The 17,801-nt window shown below is 66.2% G+C and carries 17 protein-coding genes; 9 read left to right on the plus strand and 8 right to left on the minus strand.

What is annotated here, in order from left to right; translation table 11 throughout:
* Positions 1 to 157 precede the first annotated feature (157 nt).
* Together F8S13_17900 and F8S13_17905 are read right to left on the minus strand one after the other, a co-directional pair.
* Positions 158 to 967, minus strand: coding sequence for an STAS domain-containing protein (locus F8S13_17900; GenBank protein ID KAB8141618.1), 810 nt, complete (start codon positions 965 to 967; stop codon positions 158 to 160).
* 352 nt (positions 968 to 1,319) lie between these two features.
* Complete coding sequence (locus F8S13_17905; protein ID KAB8141619.1) at positions 1,320 to 2,081, minus strand: TetR/AcrR family transcriptional regulator; 762 nt, start codon at positions 2,079 to 2,081, stop codon at positions 1,320 to 1,322.
* On the opposite strand from F8S13_17905, the gene F8S13_17910 reads away from it, so the two are divergent.
* Positions 2,055 to 2,957, plus strand: coding sequence for an SDR family NAD(P)-dependent oxidoreductase (locus F8S13_17910; GenBank protein KAB8141620.1), 903 nt, complete (start codon positions 2,055 to 2,057; stop codon positions 2,955 to 2,957). The genes F8S13_17905 and F8S13_17910 overlap by 27 nt on opposite strands.
* A 44-nt stretch (positions 2,958 to 3,001) precedes the next feature.
* Here the strand turns inward: F8S13_17910 and F8S13_17915 are convergent, their stop codons facing one another.
* Both F8S13_17915 and rnhA read right to left on the minus strand, forming a co-directional pair.
* Positions 3,002 to 3,517, minus strand: a complete 516-nt coding sequence (locus tag F8S13_17915) for a hypothetical protein (GenBank protein KAB8141621.1) — start codon at positions 3,515 to 3,517, stop codon at positions 3,002 to 3,004.
* Between the two features lie 127 nt (positions 3,518 to 3,644).
* Entirely contained in the window at positions 3,645 to 4,391 is a 747-nt protein-coding gene (gene rnhA / locus F8S13_17920; protein ID KAB8141622.1) for a ribonuclease HI, read from the minus strand.
* A 156-nt stretch (positions 4,392 to 4,547) separates the two neighbouring features.
* Between rnhA and F8S13_17925 the strand changes: the two genes are divergently transcribed.
* The 5 genes from F8S13_17925 (at position 4,548) to F8S13_17945 (ending at position 10,466) form a co-directional block, all read left to right on the plus strand.
* On the plus strand, positions 4,548 to 5,042 hold the full coding sequence (locus tag F8S13_17925) for a ferritin-like domain-containing protein (protein KAB8141623.1): 495 nt from the start codon (positions 4,548 to 4,550) through the stop codon (positions 5,040 to 5,042).
* Between the two features lie 165 nt (positions 5,043 to 5,207).
* Positions 5,208 to 6,578, plus strand: a complete 1,371-nt coding sequence (locus tag F8S13_17930; protein ID KAB8141624.1) for a divalent metal cation transporter — start codon at positions 5,208 to 5,210, stop codon at positions 6,576 to 6,578.
* Positions 6,579 to 6,782: 204 nt separating this feature from the next.
* Positions 6,783 to 8,462, plus strand: a complete 1,680-nt coding sequence (locus F8S13_17935; protein KAB8141625.1) for an ABC transporter substrate-binding protein — start codon at positions 6,783 to 6,785, stop codon at positions 8,460 to 8,462.
* A 105-nt stretch (positions 8,463 to 8,567) separates the two neighbouring features.
* Positions 8,568 to 9,575, plus strand: coding sequence for an ABC transporter permease (locus F8S13_17940; GenBank protein ID KAB8141626.1), 1,008 nt, complete (start codon positions 8,568 to 8,570; stop codon positions 9,573 to 9,575).
* 78 nt (positions 9,576 to 9,653) lie between these two features.
* The gene (locus tag F8S13_17945; GenBank protein KAB8141755.1) at positions 9,654 to 10,466 is read left to right on the plus strand and encodes an ABC transporter permease; all 813 of its coding nucleotides are present in this window, start codon (positions 9,654 to 9,656) and stop codon (positions 10,464 to 10,466) included.
* Between the two features lie 85 nt (positions 10,467 to 10,551).
* On the opposite strand, the gene F8S13_17950 is transcribed toward F8S13_17945, so the two are convergent.
* The 4 genes from F8S13_17950 to F8S13_17965 all read right to left on the minus strand — a co-directional run bounded on the left by F8S13_17950 (position 10,552) and on the right by F8S13_17965 (position 15,084).
* Positions 10,552 to 11,463: a transglutaminase family protein gene (locus F8S13_17950; GenBank protein ID KAB8141627.1), complete on the minus strand. Its 912-nt coding sequence runs from the start codon at positions 11,461 to 11,463 to the stop codon at positions 10,552 to 10,554.
* On the minus strand, positions 11,460 to 12,308 hold the full coding sequence (locus F8S13_17955) for a transglutaminase family protein (protein ID KAB8141628.1): 849 nt from the start codon (positions 12,306 to 12,308) through the stop codon (positions 11,460 to 11,462). Before F8S13_17955 ends, F8S13_17950 begins: the two co-directional genes overlap by 4 nt.
* 135 nt (positions 12,309 to 12,443) lie before the next feature.
* Positions 12,444 to 13,841, minus strand: a complete 1,398-nt coding sequence (locus F8S13_17960) for a DUF4157 domain-containing protein (GenBank protein ID KAB8141629.1) — start codon at positions 13,839 to 13,841, stop codon at positions 12,444 to 12,446.
* Between the two features lie 241 nt (positions 13,842 to 14,082).
* On the minus strand, positions 14,083 to 15,084 hold the full coding sequence (locus F8S13_17965; GenBank protein ID KAB8141630.1) for an LLM class flavin-dependent oxidoreductase: 1,002 nt from the start codon (positions 15,082 to 15,084) through the stop codon (positions 14,083 to 14,085).
* Between the two features lie 134 nt (positions 15,085 to 15,218).
* Between F8S13_17965 and F8S13_17970 the strand changes: the two genes are divergently transcribed.
* The 3 genes from F8S13_17970 to F8S13_17980 are packed head-to-tail and all read left to right on the plus strand — an operon-like array spanning position 15,219 to position 17,656.
* Entirely contained in the window at positions 15,219 to 16,184 is a 966-nt protein-coding gene (locus F8S13_17970; GenBank protein KAB8141631.1) for an LLM class flavin-dependent oxidoreductase, read from the plus strand.
* Positions 16,185 to 16,202: 18 nt separating this feature from the next.
* On the plus strand, positions 16,203 to 17,150 hold the full coding sequence (locus F8S13_17975) for a glutathione S-transferase family protein (GenBank protein ID KAB8141632.1): 948 nt from the start codon (positions 16,203 to 16,205) through the stop codon (positions 17,148 to 17,150).
* Positions 16,940 to 17,656: a GNAT family N-acetyltransferase gene (locus F8S13_17980; protein ID KAB8141633.1), complete on the plus strand. Its 717-nt coding sequence runs from the start codon at positions 16,940 to 16,942 to the stop codon at positions 17,654 to 17,656. Before F8S13_17975 ends, F8S13_17980 begins: the two co-directional genes overlap by 211 nt.
* Positions 17,657 to 17,801: the final 145 nt, after the last annotated feature.

Below are 17,801 nucleotides of genomic sequence, written 5' to 3' on the forward strand. Positions count from 1 at the left end.
AGAGGCCATCTACCATGATGCGGGCGATATGACAAGCGAAGGCTGAAAGGCAGGCTGCGGGGTAAGGGCAGCCTGCCTCTCGGCCTTCTTAGTGCTAGCAGCAAAAAGCCTGCGGTGCTGCCACCACAGGCTCTACGCGAAGACAAGCGGGGCGGCCCTAGCGCCGCAGCGCATAGGCGATACCGCTCTGCAGCGAGCTGAGCGTGACCACCCCGCCTAGCTCCACACCCAGGCCCACGATCGTCTGCGCCACCTCGGGGCGAATGCCGGTGAGCACCACCTGCGCGCCCAGCAGCTTCACCGCCTGCGAGGCGTGGATGAGCGCATTGGCCACCTGGGTGTCGACAATCGGCACGCCGGTGATATCGAGGATCACGGTGCGGGCGTGCTGGGCGGCTACGCCCTCCAGCAGCGCGCCCATGATCTGCACCACGCGGCGCGAGTCGACCGTGCCGATGATCGGCATCACCACCGTCTCGTCGGTGATCGCCAGCAGCGGGGTGGAAAGCTCGGCCAGCGCCGCCGCCTGCTGGGCGATCAGCGCCTCTTGGTGCTCGCGCTCCTGCTGCTCCTGCTGCATCTGGGCGGTAATATCTTTCAGCAGGATCATGATCTGTCGGTTCTGTCCAGGGTGCTGTGGCAGCGGCACGCAGATATTTTCGGTGCAGATCGTCTTGCCCAGGCTGCTTGCGGTGGCATCATTCATGGTGTAGCGCTCCACCGATGATCGTGGTACACCCTCCGCCAGGCAGCGCTCGAAATCGGCGGTGGCGCGGGCGGCGTCATCCTCGCACAGGATGGTGGTGATCAGCTTGCCCACGTTGCACTCGCCCGCCGGGGTGTGCAGGATAGGCGTGCTGCCCGCGACCATGCGGTATGCGCCATCGGGCAGGCGCTCGTAGATGACCGCCAGCATGGGCAGGCTGTCCATCATGTCTTGAAGTAGCGTCTCGGCAGATGTTGTCATGGGTGGCCCCGTTGCGTCGTGATAATTTCTTAGCTCAACTATAGCACCTGGGCCTACCGCGCTATTACCCAACGATAGCGCTGCGCCTCTTCCCGTTATGCGAACAGGGCGACGGAAGCCCAACCTCAGGCGCGCATACAGAAAGCAGCATGAGCACAGCCGGATGTAACGCAAGTCTGGCTGTGCTCATGCTGCCTAGCTCTGCGGCGCTATCCAGGCGTATCGCCTAGGGTGCATCCTCATCAAGCTCATCACGGGGCCGTGCGGTGGGGGCCAACACATGTGCGCGGCAGGGCGGGGGCGGTGCCATTCCTATTGGCACCACCCCCGCCCTTGCTTTGCCAGCCGCAGGCTAGGGGCGGGCAGGCTCGGGCACAGCGGGGCGCAGCGCGGCCAGCAGCGTGGCCACAGCGGTGCTGGCCATGTGGGCGGCTGGATCGGGCGGGGTAGCAATACCACCGGAGCGCCACTGGGCGGCGGCGCCGTAGATGGCCCCAGCAGCCAGGGCGGCGGCCACACCGCGCTGGTCGGCGGGCATGGTGCGGAAGCCCGGCTGGCGGGTGAGCCAGGCATCCACCTCGTCGCGCATGATCAGCTCCAGCTTAGCCTCAAACTCGGCGGCGTGGCGTAGATAGACGTGATTGCAGCGCCGTGGGATGCAGCGCCAGCCATCGGCCAGGGCCAAAAACATGCCCTGGGTCAGATCTTCCGCCGTAGGCGGCGGCGCAGGCATGCGCTGGGCGAGCAGCTGGTGAAAGCGCTCGCGGAACACTTCATCCATCATGCTGCTTTTGTCGGTGAAGTGGGCGTAGAAGGTGGCGCGGTTCACCGAGGCCTGCGCCGCGATAGCCTGCACCGTCACATCGGCGAAGTCCTGCTGCTCCACCAGCTGCTCGAAGGCCTGCACCAGCCACATGCGCGTGCGGGTCGCGCGCGGGTCGGCCCGCTCGTGTTTCGACAACATATCCGCCTCTTTGTCGCTTAGTCGCCAGCGCGCCCATTCTGTCGGTTGAAGGCCGGGGCGCTGGACGCTACCATTTGAGCACGTAGTATAGCGGGCGCATCCCGATGCGGCAAGGAGCAGAACATGGTAGACGAGCGCGATCTTCATCATACGAACATGGTATTTGTGGGTGGCACGGGCGGCATCGGCCTAGCGGCGGCACAGGCAGTGGCGCGGCGTGGCGCGGCGGTGCTACTGGTGGGGCGCAATGCGGCGCGGGGGCGGGCCGCCGAGCAGGCGGTGCGGGCGGCGGGCGGGCGCGATGCCACATGGCTGCCCGCCGACATCTCGACGGCGGCGGGCGCGGCCAGGGCCGCCGAGCAGATCGGGCAGTGGCGGCCCGCGCTGCACGGGCTAGTGCACACCGCCACCATGTTTCAGTTCCAGCGCGCCACCACCGCCGATGGGGTCGAGGCGATCTTCGCCAGCCAGTACCTGATGCGCTATGCGCTCGACCGGCTGCTGGGCGACCTGCTGGCGGCCTCGGGCGATGGCCGGATCATCCATGTGGTTGGCAAGGCGCTGCCGTGGGGCATGCCCGACATTGCCAACCTGGCGATGGATGGCCAGCGCTGGAGCGCGGTGCGGGCTATCTCCAACACCCACAAGCTAACAGGCTTGCATGTGCAGGAGCTGCGCCGCCGCTGGGCGGGCAGGCCGATCACCGCAACCCTGGCCAGTGTGGGGGCGACGCACACCACCCACATCGCCGCGCTGAAAGGCTGGGTGTGGGGCCTCTACCGCCTGATAGCGGTCACACCCGAGGTCTCGGCACAGAACATCGTGCGGCTGCTGGCCATGGCCGATGCCAGCGCGGCCCATGGTGCGATACTGCCCAATCCTAAACGGCTCACCCCAGAGCCGCTGGCCTACGACGCGGGGCTGGCGCGGCAGGCCTGGGATGCGGCAGCGCAGCTGCTGGCCCAGCACGGGCTGGCGCTGCCAGCCGACGAGCACGCCTATGCGCACCAGCGGGGCGCGGCGTAGGCAGGCGCTCCGCCATAGCAGCCCCGGCGTCGGGGTAAAAAGGCTTATCGCGCCAGCTCTTCCGAATAGCACGCGCCGCCAGGCTCATCGCTGGCACAGCGCTGGAAATCGTACACGATTGGCGCGGCGCTCTCGGGCGAGCGGGTCATGCGCAGCACCGTGGGCGATACCAGCTCTAGGCGCTGGGTCTCGGTGATGACCTGGGGGGCGATGATGTCGTTGGTGCCCGAAAGCGACAGCTCGACCGTGCTGGCCTGGGCGTTGGCCAGCGGCAACGAGCCGCTGAGCACGGTGCAGTACATCGGGCGGATGCAATCCCAGCGCTCCTCGACATGCAGGATCTGATCATCACTGGTGATGGTTAGCTCCTGCCACTGTGCCCTCTGCATATCGAGCGTATACCAGCGGTGGGTGAAGGGGCTGGGCGCGGTAGTCATGGGCAAAAACAGACTGTACTCATCGGCGCGGGCCTGGGCGTGGATGCCTAGAGCGTAGATAGAGCAGAGCAGCAGGGCGCAGGCGCTGCCCAAGATGGGGCGCATGGCGGCGTGAAATCGCATAGCAGACCTCTTTCGGTAGCAGACTTCTTGCCACCTAGTCTAGCGATCCTGCGCATCTGCGTCCTGTCAATCCACCTGCGCCTATCCTGATGTTTTGCGAAGGTTGGGCGAGCGGCGCTGGTGCCGTCTAGCGCCCGCCCGCCGCAAAGCCGGGGTCGGGCGGCAGGCCGCGCCGCTGGGAGGCGGCCACGGCTAGCTGGTCGCAGCGCTCGTTGTCGGCGATCCCGGCGTGGCCCTTCACCTGCACCAGCGTGACATCGTGCTGCTCGTAGAGCGGCAGCAGGCGCTGCCATAGATCGGCATTTTTCACATCCTCGCGGCCTGCATCGCCCGTGCGCTGCCAGCCATCGCGCCGCCAGCGCACGGCCCAGCCCTTCTGCAGGGCATCAATCACATACGACGAGTCGCTATAGAGCGTGATAGCTGGCTGGCCCTTGAGCGAGGCCAGCGCCTCGACCATGGCCAGCATCTCCATGCGGTTGTTGGTGGTTCGGGCGAAGCCGCCCGATAGCTCGCGCACACTGTCGCGGTAGCGCAGCACCACGCCGTAGCCGCCCGGCCCTGGGTTGCCGGTGCACGCGCCATCGGTGAAGATCACCACCCGACCAGCCAGCAGCTGATCCTCGGGGGCCAGGCCTGCGGGGAAGGCGGCGGAGGCCGGGGGCGGCGGGGGCAGGCTGCGCACGTGCGCGATGGGGATGGGGCCGCCGCGCTCGCGGTACCACTGCTCGGCGGTGGTCTCGGTGGGGAAGCTTTTGTAGACCGCCTGCGGGAAGCTCTCGACCTGGGCCTTTGCGCCCTGGGGGCCATCCCAGGCGTCGTAGATGCCGGGCCGCTTGCCGCGGACCACCGCGTAGTATTTGCGCTTTGTCATTCTGCCTGCCTCTGTGCTGTGCAAAAAACCGAGGCACAGGATACCACAGCACCCGAGAATCTGTGGCGGGGCGAGGCACGCCGCTCGGTATGGCGGCACAGTTGTTGCCCTAACCACAAGCGTGTGACGACAAGCAGAGATGCAAAGGAGGATGGTATGCGCGTCGAAACCTTGCGTGACCTCTATATCGAGCAGCTTCAGGATCTCTACAGCGCCGAGACACAGCTGGTAGAGGCCCTGCCACTGATGGCCCAGGCGGCAACAAACCCGCTGCTGAAGACCGCCTTCCAGGAGCACCTGGGCGAGACCAAGACCCATGTCAAGCGGCTTGAGCAGATCTTCAAGCAGATCGGCGAGAAATCCGGCAGCCAGACATGTAAGGCCATGAAGGGTCTGATCAAAGAGGGCGAGGAGATGATCAAGGCCAAGGGCGACCCCGCCGCGAGGGACGCGGGCCTGATCGCCGCCGCCCAGCGCGTGGAGCACTACGAGATCGCAGGCTATGGCTGCGTGCGCACCTACGCCAGCCAGCTGGGCGATCAATCGTGTGTCGACATCCTCCAGCAGACCCTGGATGAGGAAGGGATGGCCGACAAGAAGCTGACCCAGCTGGCCGAGCAGGTGATCAACCTTGAGGCCGAGCGGGCCTAGCGCCGCGCGGATGAACAGCGAAGGGCGGGTGCAGCGCTGCTGCGCCCGCCCTTCGCTGTAGCGCAGGCGAAATCAGACTTTTTGCCAAAACATGTCTTGACTTTTCTCCCTATCCATGTAATATTTAGGCCAGCCTAAATATGCATTTGTCGAGAGGAGTCAGCTATGTCGGCAACCACCATCACTCCGCCAACCGAATCACAGCCAAAGGGGGCGTGGCGGCATGAGCGCCACGCCCCCTCGCTGCCCGAGGTCTTCTCCAGCGTACATGTCCCCCAGGGCGCAGGCTTCTGGCGCAAGATGCTGGCGTTCGTTGGGCCGGGGCTCATGGTCTCGGTCGGGTATATGGACCCTGGCAACTGGGCGACCGATCTAGCGGGCGGCGCGCAGTTTGGGTATATGTTGCTCTCGGTCATTCTGATCTCGAACTTCATGGCGATGATCCTGCAGCACCTGTCGCTGAAGCTCGGCATCGTCACCGGGCGCGACCTAGCGCAGGCCTGCCGCGACCACTACTCGCGGCCCGTGGCCCTAGTGCTGTGGGTGCTGTGCGAGATCGCGATCGCGGCCTGCGACCTAGCCGAGGTGATCGGCTCGGCGATCGCGCTCAACCTCCTATTTGGCATCCCGCTGGTGGCCGGGGTGATCATCACCGCGCTGGATGTGCTGGTGGTGCTGCTGCTGCAGCACAAGGGCTTCCGCCTGATCGAAAGCTTGGTGGGCGGGCTGGTATTTGTGATCGCCGGATGCTTCCTGTACGAGATCATCGCCTCGCAGCCCTCGGTCTCGGGCATGCTGGCGGGGCTGGTGCCCGCGCCGCAGATCATCACCAACCCCTCGGCGCTCTACATCGCCATCGGCATCCTGGGGGCCACGGTGATGCCGCATAACCTCTATCTGCACTCAAGCATCATCCAGACGCGGCGCTTCGAGCGCAGCCCCGAGGGCAAGCGCGAGGCCATCCGCTTCGCCACCATCGACTCGACCGTATCGCTGCTGCTGGCCTTCTTCATCAACGGGGCTATCTTGGTGACTGCGGCGGCGGCATTCTACGGCACCGAGCACGCCAGCGTGGCCGACATCAGCGACGCCTATCAGCTGCTGACGCCGGTGCTGGGCGCGACCTTCGCCAGCGTGGTGTTTGGCGTGGCGCTGCTGGCATCCGGGCAGAACAGCACGCTCACCGGCACGCTGGCCGGGCAGATCGTGATGGAGGGCTTCCTCAACATCCGCCTGCCCGCCTGGCTGCGACGCCTGATCACACGCATGATCGCGATCATCCCGGCGGTGATTGTCACAGCGCTGTATGGCGAGCACGGCACCGGCGAGCTCCTGGTGCTAAGCCAGGTCATCCTGTCCATCCAGCTGAGCTTCGCGGTCATCCCGCTGGTGATGTTCACCAGCGACAAGCGTAAGATGGGCCAGTTCGCCAACCCCACCTGGCTCAAGCTCGTGGCCTGGGGCATGGCGCTGGTGATCGCCGGGCTGAACGCCTACCTGCTGTTGCAGACGATTACGGGCTGGGTGCAAGGGTAAGCAAGGCACTAGAATGGGCAAAAATGAAGTACGCTGGGTTAACAAACCTTGACATTGGATGCGACGCCCGCCTATAATACTCACAATGTTGGAACCTCGCCGACAATGAACGTCGCCCGAGCCACCTTCTGTGCAGAGGCAGCATCCCGTGAACAACGCCAGCGCTGGCGGCCAGAATCCCCTGGACGTTAGAAAGGACTCCCCATGCTTCGGAGGATTGCCCACGTGCGCTCGTTCCCCATCATCCTCTCGCTCGGCGCGCTGCTCAGCGCGTGCGGGGGTGGGACAAGTACCTCGCAGCCATCGCCCGCCACCACCGCCGGGGCAGCGGCCACCGCTGCCCCAGCCGCATCCGCCGCGCCCGCCGAGGGCGGCAGCGTGGATGCAAAAGAGACGCTGATCTTCGCCGCCGATCTGTCCGACCAGATCTCGCTCGACCCTGCGGTGGTCTACGAGTTTGGCGGCATTCAGGTGGTGGGCAACATCTACCAGTCGCTGGTGACACTGGTACCAGGGCAGACCACCGTCAGCCCGTCGCTAGCCAAATCGTGGGATGTCAAGGGCACCGACGACGGGTGGACCATCACCTTTGCGCTAGATGAGAAGGCTAAGTTTGCGAGCGGCAACCCTGTGACCGCCGAGGATGTGGCCTACTCGTGGGGCCGTGTGCTGGATCTGAACAAGTCGCCCGCGTTCCTGCTGAGCGATGTGGGCGGGCTAAAGAAGGACAGCTTCAAGGCCGTCGACGCCAAGACCTTCGAGGTGAAGCTGGCTAAGACCGTCAGCCCGCAGGTGTTCCTCTCGGTGATCAGCTTTAGCGTGGCCGGTGTGGTAGAAAAGGCCACCGTCGAGGCCAACGCAGGCAGCGACATGGGGTCGAGCTGGCTGAACGACCACTCGGCGGGCAGCGGGCCGTATGTGCTGAGCAGCTGGGAGCGCAACACCCAAAACGTGCTGGATGTGAACCCCAACTACTGGGGCAGCGCGCCCGCGATCAAGCGCGTGATCATGCGCAACGTGACCGAGCTGGCCAACCTGCAATCGGCGATCGAGACCGGCGACGCCGATATCGTGCAGGATCTGGGGGCCGAGCAGGTGCAGGCGCTGAGCGGCAACCCCAACGTAGACATCGTAAAGGCCGAGAGCACGCTGCTGGTCTACATCGGCATGAACGCCACCTTCGCGCCGCTGGATAAGGTCGAGGTGCGCCAGGCCATCCGCTACGCGCTGAACTACGACGACATCACAACGCTGCTGGGCGGCAACGGCACGGTGACGCAGGAGATCATCCCCTCGGGGCTGTTCGGACACACCGGCGAGCTGCCCTTCAAGCAGGACATCGAGAAGGCCAAGGGGCTGCTGGCCCAGGCCGGCGTGGCCGAGAACACCGAGCTGGAGCTGCTGGTGCCCACCGGCCCCGCGCCGGGCGGCATCGAGTGGAGCCTGCTGGCCGCCAAGATCCAGGACGACCTGGGCAAGATCGGACTGAAGATCACCATCAAGCAGATCCAGCAGTCCGAGCTGCTGAACACCTACCGCGCCCAGAAGGGCCAGCTGGTGCTGATCAACTGGGGGCCGGATTTCCCCGATCCGGATGGCAACGTGACCCCGTTCACCAACTTTGCGGCCAAGTCGATCGCCTGGCGCAACAGCTGGGAAAACAAGGAGATCGGCGACCTGGGCGCGCAGGCCGCCGTGGAGCAGGACTCGAACAAGCGGCTTGAGCTGTACAAGCAGGTGACCGAGCGCGTGCTGAACGAGGGCCCCTACGCCATGCTCTACCAGCCTACCCGCGCCTACGGCGTGAGCAAGAGCATCAGCGGCTTCCAGTACTCGGCGGCCAGCACGCCCAGCATCTGGTTCTGGACGATCAGCAAGAAGTAGCGGCGGGCACCCACCGTACCGCCGACGGCAACACAGGGGCGCGGCTATCGCGCCCCTGTCTCTCTTTTTCTCTGCGTCACCCCGCACCATAGCCTGGAAAACGCTATGCTTCGTTTCCTCATCCGACGCCTGCTGGGCTTCGCCCTGGTGCTGGTCGGCGTCTCGATCATCACCTTTGTGCTCTCGCAGCTGGTGCCCATTGACCCGGCGGTGGCCGCGCTGGGGCAGAACGCGCGCGATGACCAGATCCAGGCCTTCCGCGCCGAGTACGGGCTGGATCAGCCGCCTGTGCAGCAGTATCTCACCTATGTCTGGCGGCTGGCCCACGGCGATCTGGGCATGTCCATCCGCACCCGCCGCCCTGTGGCCGACGACCTGCGCGACTACTTCCCGGCCACGCTGGAGCTAGCGCTATGCGCGATGGTGGTGGCCATGGCGCTGGGCATCTCGCTGGGGCTGGTGGCGGCGGTGCGCCGCAACAGCTGGGTGGATGCCCTGGCGCGCACGCTGGCGCTGGTGGGCGGCTCGCTGCCGATCTTCTTCCTGGGCCTGCTGGGACTAACGCTGTTCTACACCAAACTGCGCTGGCTGCCCGGCCCCGGGCGGCTGGATGCCCTGATCGAGCCGCCGCCGAACGTGACCGGCATGTACATCATCGACAGCGCGCTGGCGGGCGACTGGGCCGCGTTCCGCAACAGCATCGCCCACATGGTCCTGCCCGCCGTCACGCTGGGCTACTACTCCACCGCCGTCATCCTGCGCATGACGCGATCCGCCATGCTGGATGTGCTGGGCCAGGACTACATCCGCAGCGCCCGCGCCAAGGGCCTGCGCGATCGCGCGGTGTTCGTGCGGCACGCGCTGCGCAACGCTATGATTCCGGTGCTCACCACCGTGGGCATCACATTCGGCAGCCTGCTCTCGGGGGCGGTGCTCACCGAGACAATCTTCGGGTGGCCGGGGGTGGGGCGCTACGCCACCGCATCCGCCACCAGCCTCGACTTCCCGGCGGTGATGGGCGTCACGCTGATCGCGGCGGTGCTCTATCCGTTGATTAACATGCTGGTCGACATCGGCTACAACGCGCTCGACCCGCGTGTCTCGATTGGGTAATCTATGCAAGCCTCACATCTCAACCTGGCCGCGCAGGCCCCGCCCAGGCGCTCGCCGCTGGCGCGCACGCTCGGCTGGATGCTGCGGCAGCCGACCATCGCCATCGGCATGGTGCTGCTGGTCTTCTTCCTGATCGTGGCGGTGGCCGCGCCGCTAATCAGCCCCCAAGATCCGCTGAAGCAGGAGATCATCCAGGGGCTCAAGCCGCCCTCTCCGGCGCATCTGATGGGCACCGACAAGCTCGGGCGCGACATCCTGAGCCGCATGATCTACGGCGCGCGGATCTCGCTGTTCGTGGGCCTGAGCGTGGTGCTAGTATCAAGCGTGATCGGCACGCTGATCGGGCTGCTGGCCGGGTACCTAGGTGGCTGGGCCGACGAGCTGATGATGCGGGTCACGGATGTATTCTTCGCCTTCCCCAGCTTGATCCTGGCGATGGCGATCGCCGGGGCGCTGGGGCCGAGCCTGCAGAACGCGCTGATCGCGATCATCACGGTCTCGTGGCCGATCTACGCGCGTCTGGTGCGCGGGCAGGTGCTGACGCTCAAGGAGCAGGAGTTCATCTCAGCGGCGCGGGCGGTAGGCGTACCACAGTGGCGCATCCTGCTGCGGCACATCCTGCCGAACTCGCTGGCCCCGCTGCTGGTGCAGGCTAGCTTCGACCTAGGCGGGTCGATCCTGTCGGTGGCGGGCCTGTCGTTCATCGGCTTCGGGGCGCAGCCACCCACGCCCGAGTGGGGCGTGATGATCAGCGAGGGCCGCAACTACCTAGCCACCCAGTGGTGGCTGGCCTCGTTCCCTGCCGTGGCCATGCTGCTGGTGGTGGCCAGCTTCAACCTGCTGGGCGACGGCATCCGCGACCTGCTCGACCCACGGCTGCGCGGGCGCTAGCACGCAGGGGCACGCGATAACAACAAGGCGGGCCGGGATCGAGGTAGAACCCGATCCCGGCCCGCCTGTCTGTAAGGCTAAAAGGCTAAGCCACCGCGTACTCCACGCGTACCAAGCCAGCGCGCTTGCTGGCGGTGAGCAGGCCCTGGTAGGGCGCGATGTAGCTGCCCGAAGTAGGGGCTACATCGCCATAGTCGCGGCCCACCGCAATGGTGATGTAGCTGAGGTTGGCGCGGCGGTGGTTGGTGGGGTCGAAGGGCATGGCCACCCAGCCACTGCCCTGGGGCAGCAGCACCTCGAGCCAGGCGTGCGAGCCGCCCTCGCCCAGCAGGTGGCCAGAAACGTAGCGCGCCGCCAGACCGGCGGCGCGACAGATCGACAGCATGATGTGGGTGTAGTCCTGACAGAGGCCCTCGCCGATCGCAAGCGCCTCGGCGGCGGGGGTCTGTACGGTGGTCGCGCCCGCGCCGTAGCGCATCGCCCCATAGACCCAGGTGTTGATCGACTCGGCCAGGGCCAGTGGGTCGCGGTGCTGGGCGGCCAGCTCGCGGGCCACCTGCGCGATGCGGTGATCGGGAGCGGTCAGCGGCGTGTCGGCGCGGAAGGCGCGGGCCTGGGCATCGCTGAGGTGGGGCAGCAGGTCGGGCGAGCCGACGCGCTCTAGGGCCAGGCTGACCTCGAACGTGACCTCGCGCTCGACCTGGGGCAGGTGAAAGGAGAGCACGCGGTTGCCGAACATGTCGAAGGCGCTGCTGGCGGTATGCTCGGCCCCCAGCACATGCACCGCAAAGCTGCTCAGCCGCTGGTCGCCATACTGCTCGGGCGGCACCACCACCAGGCGCTGGCGCAGCTCGCGGATGGGGCCGGGGTAGGCGTAGTGAAACCGCTTGTGCAGCCAGTACGACGAGGAGCGCACACTGCTCCAGCGCACGCTCTGGTGGTCGATGAACATGGCCTCTTCAGAAGGCGAAGGGTTGGCTGAGCTGAACTTTTTCATTGATGCACCTCAACTTGCTGGAGAGGAACCCCCTGGTCGTCCTCGCGAAGCTGATCGGCCCAGACGGTGAAGCCGACCAGCTTGCTCGGCCCATAGCTGGTGAGAAACGCGGTGTCCACCGCATCGCGCCCGCGCGCGATCAGCACCCGCCCGATGCGCGGGGTGTTGTGGCGGGCATCGAAGGTGTGCCACGATCCGCCCACATACGCCTCAAACCAGGCGTGGAAGTCCATCGGCGTCGGGTTCTCGGGCACGCCGATGTCGGGCAGGTAGCCGCACACATAGCGGGCGGGGATGTTCATCGCCCGGCAGAACATGACCGAGAGATGGGCGAAGTCGCGGCAGACCCCGCGCCGCTGCTGGTACACATCGTACCCGGATGTGATTGATGTGCTATTACCATAGCCATACTCGATGTTCTGGTGCACCCAGTCGCAGATCGCCTGAACCCTGGCCCAGCCATCGGGAACCTCGCCGAACAGGCTCCAGGCGTCGCCCATCACCAGATCGGACTGGCAGTGGCGGCTCGGCAGCGTGTAGACGAGCACATCGTCAGGCAGGGCGGCCACGGGGGTGCCAGGCAGATCGACGCGCACCGGGTCGGCGTCGTCGGGCACCTCGGCCACCGCATCGTAGCGCATCGTCATCTGGCCCTCAGGGGCGACCCAGCGCCAGACCTGGTTGCCAAAGCTGTCGGCGTAGGCGCGCACGGGCAGCGCTGGCGCGATCTCGCGCCGCTCGGTCAGGAGGGTGTGCCAGCCGCGCTCGCGCGGGCGCACCAGGGCGGCGGTGGGCGTTGGGGTCTCGCTCTCGATCACGAACTCGCAGCCAACTCGCACGTGCATACCATCCTCCACCTATAAGCGCTTCTGCGAAAAAGAACAGCAGCGGCGGCCCAGCTGGGCCGCCGCTACGTCGTTGTACCTATAGGCTGTGGCGTGGCAGGATGCGTGCCATCGACGACCAGCACCGCCAGCGGACTAGCTCTCCTGCGCGCCGCGGTAGAGCTTCTTGCCGAGGCTCACCATGGTCTTGAAGACCTTGTAGTCCGAATCCTGGGCCTTGAGCATATCGACCAGGGTCTTGCGGCTCTGCTCGTACATCACCTTCTCGGTGTTGTGATCCACCAGCTCAAGCCAGGTGTCGAGCGAGGCCTTGGGGTCGGTGAGGTTCAGGTCGAGATCTTTCCATGGCGCAAGCGTCTTTACCGCGTCAAGGAACGACTCGAGCGACTCGGGGATGGTGTACTCCTCGCCGCTGACCAGATCGGAGATAGCGAACGACATCACGTCCATCGCCTTCTCCTGGGTGAGCTTGCCCGCCTCGAAGAGCTGCGAGGCCATCTGCATATAGCGCATGGCGGCCAGCTCTTTGTCATCGCCCTGGGCCTCTGCCGACTCGGACTGGGCTGCCTGGGCAGCCAGTGCCTGGGCCTCATCCTCGCTCTCGATCGCGGGGGCGGCCTCTTCGGCGGGCAGGCTCTCCATCATCTTCAGCAGCTCCTGCTGCCAGTTGAGCTTGCGCTCCAGCAGGTAGTTCGAGCTACCCATGCGCTCCATCTCTTCGTCGTTCTTGGGGTCTTTGCCGTAGACGAAGGTGTCGTCGTGGGCCTGAAGCAGCGCCTTCACCTGCTCTTCTGGCTTCTTGCCCTCGACGTTGGCCATGGAGAGCGCGCCCTCGACCGACTGGCGGTTGATCGGGCCTGCCTTGGGGTCGGCGCGGCGCTGCACCGGGCCGCTGGCGATAGTCTCCTCGGCACCTTGAGCGTTCTCGGCCCCCTCAACCTCATGCTCGCCCTGGCGCATGGCTGGGGCTTCCTCGGCGCTGCTGCCGAGGCGCATGGCCTGCGCGCCCATCGCGTCGGCCTCGGCCTCCAGCCCGGCGTCGTCGTTGATCTCGACGCCCTTGAACTGGGTGGAGGCGCGCACGCGGCCCTGCTTCTGCTGCACCACGTGCCAGGCCTCGTGGGCGATGTGCTGCTCTTGGCCAGGGGCCACGTGGATATCGGCACCCTGGGTGTAGGCCAGCGCGCCCACATCTGCAGGGGCCGAGGAGTTGAGGTGGACACGCACATCATCCATCGGCACGCCCGAGAGCTGCTCAACCCCGGATTTCACATGTTTGGGAAGCGTGGTGGCCGTGCCCTCGGCGCTGGGCTGCGAGGCGGCCTGGGGCTGCGAGCCGCCACCCGAGCGGCGCTGCACCGGCCGCGACGAGCGGCCATGGAGCGCGACCTTGCCAAAGCTGTGGGTCGCCAGCGCGGCGGAGCGCCGCTGGATGGGAGCAGCGCTAAAAGGGCGGTCGGGCGCGACCGAGGGGGATATCGAGGACACCACCCGCGGTGCCCGCATGCGACTGCGCTTTGAAAACTCACCCATAGAACGTGATCTCCTCGACAAGAGGGCGGCACATATCTATATCAATAAACGAACAATCACAGCAAATAGTGGGTATATATGACCCCCAACTGTGTGCTGAGCGTAGCATATTTGCCCAGCGGTGTCAATCATCTATCTTGCTCAAAATGCTCCGCCCAGCGTCCGTATAGTTCTTCTACAGGCGCTAGGCGGAGCAGAGCGAACGCGGCGCTGTGATACGATGTTCACCTGGGCGCTGGGGCTAGCGCGCCCAGGCCTCGGCCAGCAGCTCGTACGAGCGCACGCGGGCGGCGTGGTCGTAGAGCGTGGTGTTGACCATCAGCTCATCAGCCTGGGTCTGCTCGGCGATCTCTAGCAGGCGCTCGCGCACGGTGGCCGGGCTGCCCACCGGCTGCGGCGCGCGCATGGACTGGACAACCTCGCGCTCGGCGGGGGTGTAGGGGTAGGCGCGGGCCTCGGCGGGGCTCGGGATGCGGCCAGGGCGACCGCCGCGCAGCCGCAGGTACACCAGGTCGAGCGAGGCCGAGATCTCGCGGGCCAGCTCGTCGGTCTCGGCGACCACGGCGGCCACGGCCACAATCACCTGGGGCTTGGCCAGCCATGGCGAGGGGCGGAAGTTCTGCCGATAGGTGCGGGCGGCGGCCACAGCGGCGTGCGGGTTGATGTGGTGCGCGAAGGCGAAGCCCAGGCCCTGCTCGGCGGCCAGCTGCGCGCCAAAGCCGCTGGAGCCAAGCACCCAGATCGGCGGCAGCGCCACATCGGGCGGCCCAGCCATGATCGTGTGGAAGGGGTGGTCGTCGGGGAAGGATGCCGCACCGAAGGCCTGCAGCTCGGCCAGCTGCGCGGGGAAGTCGTCGGCACCCAGGGCCTCGCGCGAGCGGCGCAGGGCGTAGGCAGTCAGCTGGTCGGTGCCGGGGGCGCGGCCCAGGCCCAGGTCGATCCGGCCAGGAAACAGCGCCTCCAGCGTGCGGAAGGTCTCGGCCACGTGCAGCGGGGCGTGGTTGGGCAGCATGATCCCGCCGGAGCCAACGCGGATGCGCGTGGTCTCGCGGGCCACCTGGCCGATCAGCACCTCGGGCGCGGTGCTGGCCACGCTCACGATGTTGTGGTGCTCGGCCAGCCAGTAGCGGGTGTAGCCCAGCGCATCGGCGCGGCGGGCCAGATCGAGCGTGTTCTGCAGCGCCTGCGGGCCAGTGCTGCCCGCGCTCACTGGCGTGAGGTCGAGGATAGAAAGTGGGATCATCGCATCTCTTCTCTCTGCTATACTTCCTGCGGATGGTTGACGTTCGTGTATACTTAGGTAATCAGCTTACGTAAGTATAGCCTAATTTCGATCAAACTGGCGCAGTGCACGCCAGCCAGAAAGAGACCATGAACATGACCACATCAGCATCGGAAGAGCGAGAAATACGTGATCGGATCGGCATTTCTATCGGCAACCCCAGCGCCCCGGCACTGCTCGACACCATCCGCGAGGCCGAGGCGGCAGGCGTGGCCCAGGTGTGGATGACCCAGAACCCCAGGATTATTGACGCGCTGACGTTCTACGCCGCCGCGATCAGCCAGACATCGCGCATCCGGCTGGGCACATCTATCGTGCCGACCTACCCGCGCCACCCGCTGGTAATGGCCCAGCAGGCCGCCACCGTCGATGCGCTGGGGCCGGGGCGGCTGCGGCTGGGCATCGGTCCAAGCCACAAGCCGATCATCGAACCGATCTACGGCATCCCAATGAGCGAGCCGCTAACCCATCTCGACGAGTATGTGACGATCGTGCGGGCGGCGCTGCACGATGGTGCGGTTGACTTCAGCGGCAAGTACCTAACAGCCAAACTGTCCAGCGCCCCCACCGCTCATGTACCCGTGCTGGTCTCGGCGCTGGGCGAGCAGGCGTTCCGCCACGCGGGCCAGCACGCCGATGGCGCTATCTCGTGGAACTGCCCGATCCCCTACCTACGCGATGTGGCGCTGCCCGCCCTGCACAATGGTGCCGCGCAGGCAGGCCGCCCCCGACCCACGCTGGTGGCCCACTTCTGGATCTCGCTCAGCACCGATCGGGATGCGGTGCGTGCCGCCATGCGCAAAGGCCTGGAATACTACCCCACGCTGCCATTCTACGCCAAGATGTTCGCCGCCGCAGGCTACCCGGTGCCGCAGGGCGGCGGCGTAAGCGACGAGCTGGCCGACGCCCTGGTGATCGCGGGGACCGAGGAGCAGATCCGCGAGCAGATCCGCGAACTGCTGGACCAGGGCATCGACGAGCTGCTCCTCACCAGCGCGGCGGTGGGCGATGCGGCGCAGGAGCAGTCGCGGCTCTTCCAGCTCATCGGAAGCATCGCCTAACAAGAGGAGGAGAAAAACATGACCACTTCGGCCCAGTTCCCCGCCGAGACCAGCGACAGCGGAGCCTTCGTGCGCCAGGCCTACCGCATCCGCGACCGCATCACCGCCGACGGCTCGTCGGGATTCCCAGCCGAGCCGGGGCGCTACCACCTCTATGTCTCGCTGGCCTGCCCGTGGGCGCATCGCTCGATCATCGTACGCGGCCTGCTGGGGCTGCAGGATGTGATCAGCATGTCGGTGGTTGACCCCATCCGCGACGAGCGCGGCTGGGCCTTCCGCGAGGGGCCGGGCCACGGCCCCGACCCCGTAAACGGCTTCTTGTTCCTCTCCGAGGCCTACCTGCGCACCGACCCTAGCTTCACCGGGCGCTATACCGTACCCTGCCTCTGGGACCGCATCACCCAGCGCCTGGTGACGAACAACTACCCCGACATCACCATCGACATGGAGACCCAGTTCACGCGCTACCACCGCGCTGGTGCGCCCGACCTCTACCCCGAGGCGCTACGCGAGGAGATCGACGCGGTGAGCGACCTGATCTACCACGATGTGAACAACGGCGTGTACAAGGCCGGGTTTGCCACCAGCCAGGAGGCCTACGAGCAGGCGGTCGATGCGCTGTTCGCGCGGCTCGACTGGCTAGAGCAGCGGCTGGCAGGCCAGCGCTACCTGGTGGGCGGACAGCTGACCGAGGCCGACATCCGGCTGTTCACCACGCTGGTGCGCTTCGACGCGGTCTACCACGGCCACTTCAAGTGCAACATCCGGCGTCTGGTCGACTACCCCAGCCTCTGGGGCTACGCCCGCGACCTCTACCAGCGGCCAGGGTTTGGCGAGACGGTCAACTTCGACCATATCAAGCGCCACTACTACATGACCCACGATCAGATCAACCCAACGAGGATCGTACCGAAAGGCCCCGCCGTGGACTGGGATGCGCCGCATGGTCGCGAGGCGCTCTCGTGATCGGCGAAACCCTGATCCGCGACGCCCGCCCCGACGAGCGGGCGATCATCCGCGAGCTGACGCTGCGGGCCTACGCCGAGCACGCGGCGGCGATGCAGCCGAGCGCGTGGGAAGGGCTGCACGAGGCCATCCGCAGCGCGCTGGGGTCGGAAGAGCCTGCCGAGCGGATCGTGGCCGAGCACGGCGGGACGGTGGTGGCCAGCGTGCTGCTGTTCTCGCCCGAGGCCAACGCCTACGGCGGCGCGGCGGGCGGCCAGGGCGCGCCCGAGATCCGCATGCTGGCCGTCGCGCCCGAGGCGCGCGGGCAGGGCCTGGGCGAGGCCCTGGTGCACGAGTGCATCCGGCGGGCGCGGCGGGCCGGGGCCAGCGAGATCGGCCTGCACACCTCGCACAGCCTGCGGGCGGCCATCCGCCTCTACGAGCGGCTAGGCTTCGTGCGCGCGCCGCAGTACGACTTCCAGCCCGCTGGGGCCGAGCTGGTGATGGGCTACCGGCTCAAGATCTAGGCAAGAAGATGCCGTGGAGACGATCAGAAAGCTGTCGCTGACCATCCTCGGCATCACATTCACCGCCTGATCCGCCCCGAGTATTTCAAAACTGATCACGTTCTTCTCATCAACAAGCGCAAAATACACGCTACAATAGATCCAC

This window comes from Chloroflexia bacterium SDU3-3, assembly GCA_009268125.1.
GTDB lineage: Bacteria > Chloroflexota > Chloroflexia > Chloroflexales > Roseiflexaceae > SDU3-3.